This window comes from Longimonas sp. (assembly GCF_046498435.1).
Taxonomy (GTDB): domain Bacteria; phylum Bacteroidota; class Rhodothermia; order Rhodothermales; family Salinibacteraceae; genus Longimonas.
In genome coordinates, this window is the sequence record NZ_JAWOAR010000102.1 from 1 (window position 1) to 5,041 (window position 5,041).

Annotated in this window: 3 protein-coding genes and 1 pseudogene; all 4 read right to left on the bottom strand. The window is 62.2% G+C overall.

From position 1 onward, the window contains the following. Positions 1-195 precede the first annotated feature (195 nt). A pseudogene (locus R6U20_RS04195) lies at positions 196-1,209 on the bottom strand (FecCD family ABC transporter permease); the annotation flags it as partial. Positions 1,210-1,328: 119 nt separating this feature from the next. Continuing rightward, positions 1,329-2,213, bottom strand: a complete 885-nt coding sequence (locus R6U20_RS04200; protein ID WP_410336617.1) for a hemin ABC transporter substrate-binding protein — start codon at positions 2,211-2,213, stop codon at positions 1,329-1,331. A gap of 339 nt (positions 2,214-2,552) precedes the next feature. Beyond that, entirely contained in the window at positions 2,553-3,224 is a 672-nt protein-coding gene (locus tag R6U20_RS04205; RefSeq protein WP_410336618.1) for an HmuY family protein, read from the bottom strand. 60 nt (positions 3,225-3,284) lie between these two features. Beyond that, positions 3,285-4,859 (bottom strand): TonB-dependent receptor plug domain-containing protein, encoded by a 1,575-nt coding sequence (locus R6U20_RS04210; protein ID WP_410336619.1) that lies wholly within the window; start codon positions 4,857-4,859, stop codon positions 3,285-3,287. Positions 4,860-5,041 lie beyond the last annotated feature (182 nt).

Below are 5,041 nucleotides of genomic sequence, written 5' to 3' on the forward strand. Positions count from 1 at the left end.
CCAGATCCTTATCTGAGTGCTTTGCGCCGCTTCCAGGCTGAAGCAGATCAGGCTATTGTGGTCGAGGATTCCGTCTTTGAGAGACGTGTCGTCATCTCGACCGTCCTGGGAAGGCTTTCCACGGAACCAGTGCCGAATTCCCGCGTCATCGAGATCTCGTTTACATCCGGCAATCGACAAACAGCGTCCGCCGTCGGGTGCGCCCAAGAGCGCTGTTACGATGCCCAGCGGAAGCTCGGCAGGCGCAACGATGGTGCGCGACAGCAGATCGGCGCCCAGCAGCAATGCACCGCCCAGCAGCGCCGAGCCAGGGATGAGGACGCGGTGGTCCGGCCCCACGGCCAGACGCAACAGGTGCGGCACCACCAGTCCCACAAACCCGATTACCCCGCTCACGGCCACCGCCGCGCCTACGACAAAGGCTGCCAGCGCAATCACCAGCTTCTTGACGCGCTCGGTGTCGATGCCAAGATGCAGCGCCTCGCCCTCGCCCAGCAACATCGCGTTCAGCGGACGCGCCATAAGCGGAGCGGCGAGCATCCCGCCCAGCAGGCATGGCCCCACCACCGCCAGCTGACTCCACGTGGCGCCGCCCAGACTGCCGAGCGTCCAGAACGTGAGGTCGCGCAGCTGGTCGTCATCGGCAATGAAGATCATCAGTCCGGTGCCCGCGCCTGCCAGCGCGTTGATGGCAATGCCTGCCAGTAGCATCGTAGCCACCGAGGTGCGTCCGCCGCTCGTGGCCAGCTGGTACACTACCACCGTAGCCGCCACGCCGCCTGCGAAGGCCGCGATAGGAAGCAGAAACGCGCCCAACCACGCCGTCCACGCACCCAGCACGGTTGTGCCCAGCACAATGGTAACGACGGCTGCCAGCGCGGCGCCGCTCGACACGCCAATCAGGCTCGGGTCGGCCAGCGGATTCCGAAACAGCCCCTGCATCACCGCACCCGCCACGGCGAGTCCGCCCCCCACGCCAATGGCCAACAGCACGCGGGGCAGCCGAATCGCCGTAAGCACAAGCGCCTGACGCGACTCAAAGCTCCACGGTAGCAACACACCTACACGGTCTGCCAGAATTGCAAGCACCTGCCCCAGCGTCATGTCGACCGCACCAATGGCCAGACTCGCGCCAGTGGTTCCCAGCAGGAGCAGCACGAGCCCGCCCAGCACTAACCGTGCGGTCTGGCTGTGCTGCTTGGCATGCATCTGGGCGGCGTCGGCGCGCTCTGCAGACGCACCGGTCTCCTCATCAGCGCTGGTAGCGGCAGGTTCGACCGGCGGGGCATCGGTTGGGGTGGGCATAGCGGGGGCAGACGGATGCGAAGCTACTCGGCAGAGATCGAAGCGGCTTCCAGTTCGGGGTGCAGTTCTCCGGTGAGTTCGCGTACGGCGGTGCCCAGGCGCGGCCCAAAGCCGAGCAGGAGCAGGTCATCCATCGCCACAATGCGCCGGTTTTCACCTGCGGGGGTAAGTTCGATGCCGGGCTGCTCCAGCACGCCCTCCACACCGCCTACGCTGTCGAGGCCACGTGTGAGCATGAGAATCACATCGGGCGCAGCGTCGACCACCGCTTCCGCAGTGAGCGGTTTGAACCCGTCGATGCCTGTGAGGGCGTTTTCACCGCCCGCCAATTCGATCATCGCCCCTGCCGAGGTGCCCGATCCGGCCACGTTCATCGTGCCGCTACCCCGTGCGTAGATGAACAGCACGCGCGGCGGGGTGTCGGCCTCCTCACGAAGCGTGCGAGCTTCTGCAAGCTGGCGCTCCATCTCCGCAACAAGATCGTCCCCCGCATCCACCCGCCCCAGAAGCTCGGCGACCTGACGGATCTTCTGCTTCGCGCCCGCAACGCTCGGTTCGTCGGGTATGGTTTCGACGCCTACATCTGCGTTGCGCAGCTGGTCGAGTACAGCAGGCGGACCGGTACCTTCGAGCGCCAGAATAATGTCGGGATCGAGCGAGAGCACGCCCTCCGCCGAAAGCTGGCGATAGTAGCCCACGTCGGGCTTTTCGGTGGCGGCTTCCGGATATATGCTGGAGGCATCCACCCCCACCACGCGGTCGCCTTGGTCCAGAGCATACACAATTTCGGTAACGGAGCCGCCTAAGGGCAGCACTCGCTCGGCCTCGGTATCTTGGGCAGAGGCGGTGGGCGCGCTACCAAGGAGCAGGAGCGCGGTGCTCAGTAGGAATAGCGGGATGCGATGCATAATTGGGTTGGCTATGCTGACTGATATCACGAAACCACATTTTGCTTATTGCACGGTGAAAAACGGCTTTTTTCGAACGTGCCGCCCGCCGAGTAGGAGATGGTTCGACTCTTACCGACTTCCGTCGGTATTCGCTCACCATGACACTTTTGGGGGTGGTTCACTTGTTCGTAGCCGCTGACGGCATCCAAGGCGCATTCATGGTCTTCAACACAAGCAGGTTGCTCATCCACAAGTCATCCTGACGCCTCCGGCGGAAGGATCTCAACGCCGTCCTCACACACCGGGCATATGCGAACACCCAACGCCGGACTGCTCAACTGTGTGACCTGTGGCGCGTCATTCAAACAACGGCGTTCCATCGGTGCGCACCACGTAGTCAAAGGTGTAATAGCGCGACGGATGCGCCTCGCGGTCGGCAGGCAGATCGGGAGCACCTTCGTAGTAGCTTTGGATGCGGATCTTCGCGTAGCCCTCGCCGTCGGCGGTACGCACAACGAGGGTGCGTCCCGGAATGGGGCGCACATAGCTTTCGCCGTTGGTGTTGTAGTTGTACCAGCCGTTGCCCGAGCCGGTGGGGATGGCCATCGCTTCGTCGGTGTCGGCCTGCAGGCGGTCGGTGTCTACCTCGGTTACATCGTCAAAGGCGGATTCGGCCACGTACGCCGCGCCGTTGCCGGGTCCGCTCGCACCGCCGTTGATGCGAATGGTCGTGCCTTGCAGCGCAATGTCCCATGCGGTCGAGTTGGAGTCGGCGCGCGCTTCAGCCCCCGATTCCAGTACGATCTCATTATCACGCAGGCTAAAGAACGTGTACTGGTTCAGCCCCTGCGGACGTCCGTTTTCGCCAACGGTTACGGTCGGGTCGGCAGGCAGGTCTTCAACAGTTTGCGTGTCCAGTTCCACGGGCTCCTCCGGAGCCGCAGGGTTGGTGTCGTCGTCGCACGCGCTAAGCGTAATCAGCAGTGCGGTAGCGAATGCAAAAGACGCAATTCGTGTCAGAATACGCATGGTGGATGCTCCGGTTAGTTTAATAGAAACAGATAGATAGCAGGATGCGCAGGCTATGTGCTACAGCGTAGCGCGCATCCCCACGAACCAGGTACGGCCCGAAAACTCAGGCGTGTACTGGGCATTGGTGTAGTCCGTCAGGTTGTTGGCACCGACTTGCAGCGCCACGTCGTCAACAAGCGTTTGGGTGAGGGTCAGATCAAGCAGCGCGTGGCCAGGGGCGTACTCGGCATCAGTATCGACAATGCCGTTGCCGTTCACATCCGAGAAGCCGTAGCGGCTGCGGTAGCGTCCACGTACCGAGGCCGTGAAGCCTGCAGATTCAGCCCGCGCCGTAAAACGAACGGTGGCCCGATGCGGCGAGCGGCCTCGCAATCCGGCATAGTCGCTGACCGGCACCGCCACATCGCGCCCGGCATCCGTCCGCCGAAAGATGCGCCCGTCCTCCAATTGGTCGAGCACGTCGCGGTCTTTGGCGTTCAGATAGGTGTAGCTGATGGCCGCGTCGAGCGCCGGGCGAGGTTGCCACATCAATTCGGCTTCTAGGCCCTGCGTAAAGACGCGTCCGCGGTTGAAGTAGGTAAAGATCTGCTGCCCGTTGGTCTTACGCGCCACGGGCTGTGTGTCGATGAGATCGCGCACTTCGTTGTGGTAGAGGTTGGCGTCGAGCGTAAGCGCGGCAGGGAGATCCACTCGCACCCCGACGTTGTAAGCGACCGAGCGTTCGGCATCCATCGCCCCGCCCAATGTGGTGGGGGCTTGCAAGAACGACGCGATTTCGCCTCGGGCGCCCAGACTGTCGAGTCCGCCGCGCACCTCCTTGGCGCCGAACACGCTGTATCCGGCTTGCGCATTGGTGAAGTTGAGATAGAGCTGCCGAAAGGCGGGCGCTTTGTATCCGCTGCCCACCGACGCCCGCACGCGCAGCCTATCCAGTGGACGCACCAGCGCGGCCAGCTTTGGACTGATGCGCGTGGCGTAGTCGCTGTGGGCATCCAGGCGCGCACTCGGCACCAGGTCAAGCCAGTCGGTCGGCGCCCATTCGTCTTGCACGAAGACAAACCCGCCCGTGCGGCTGCCGGTCACACGGTCGGCATCGACGGATTCGCGGATGTACCCTGCACCTACGGTGGCCAAGTGCGCATCTCCCAGTGCAGTCTGAAGCTGTGCCTCGCCCTTGCGATACTGCTGATTGAAGCGCGCATCGTCGAGGCGAAGCCCGTCGCTCTGCCCCACGAGGCTCGTTTCGGTGCGATAGCCGGACGCCACCCCCTGAAGCTCCAGCGTGGTGCCTGGACGTAGCGTGTGGGTGAGCGTGGGCGTGAGGCTCCAGTCGGTGCGCTGACCTGTGTTCTCAAAGCGCTGATTCTGGCCCTGCACCTGCACCGCGCTCGCCTGATCTTCGCGTGCCAGTCGGCCCCGCACTTTAACATCCGTGTCGGTGCTCAAAGCATACCCGGCGGTGCTGCGTGCCACGTAATCGGTGAACGATGGTGCCGTGGGCGTGGGGGTGGAGGGCGTCATGTCGTACCCATCCGAGGCATAGCGGCTCACGAACGCCTTGCCGCGCCACTTGCCGCTCGTGCCCGCCACGCGAATCGAGGCCTCCACGTATATGTAGTTGGTAGAACTCAAGTAGTCATCATAGGAATCCTAACTGAGTTAAATTCAAAATTATTTCAAATAAAATTAAATCATATATCAGTCCAAGTGTCTCAAATTAGTTCCCAAACTTTGTTATCAAATCACTTAAAATGCCTTCTGTTTCAGTAAAAGTCTGTGAAAAAAAACTGTTTAGAAACTCAACCAGCTCCAGT

Excerpts from the sequence above, each read along its gene's own strand:
- R6U20_RS04200 (WP_410336617.1), bottom strand. The coding sequence starts at position 2,213 with ATGCATCGCATCCCGCTATTCCTACTGAGCACCGCGCTCCTGCTCCTT.
- R6U20_RS04205 (WP_410336618.1), bottom strand. The coding sequence starts at position 3,224 with ATGCGTATTCTGACACGAATTGCGTCTTTTGCATTCGCTACCGCACTG.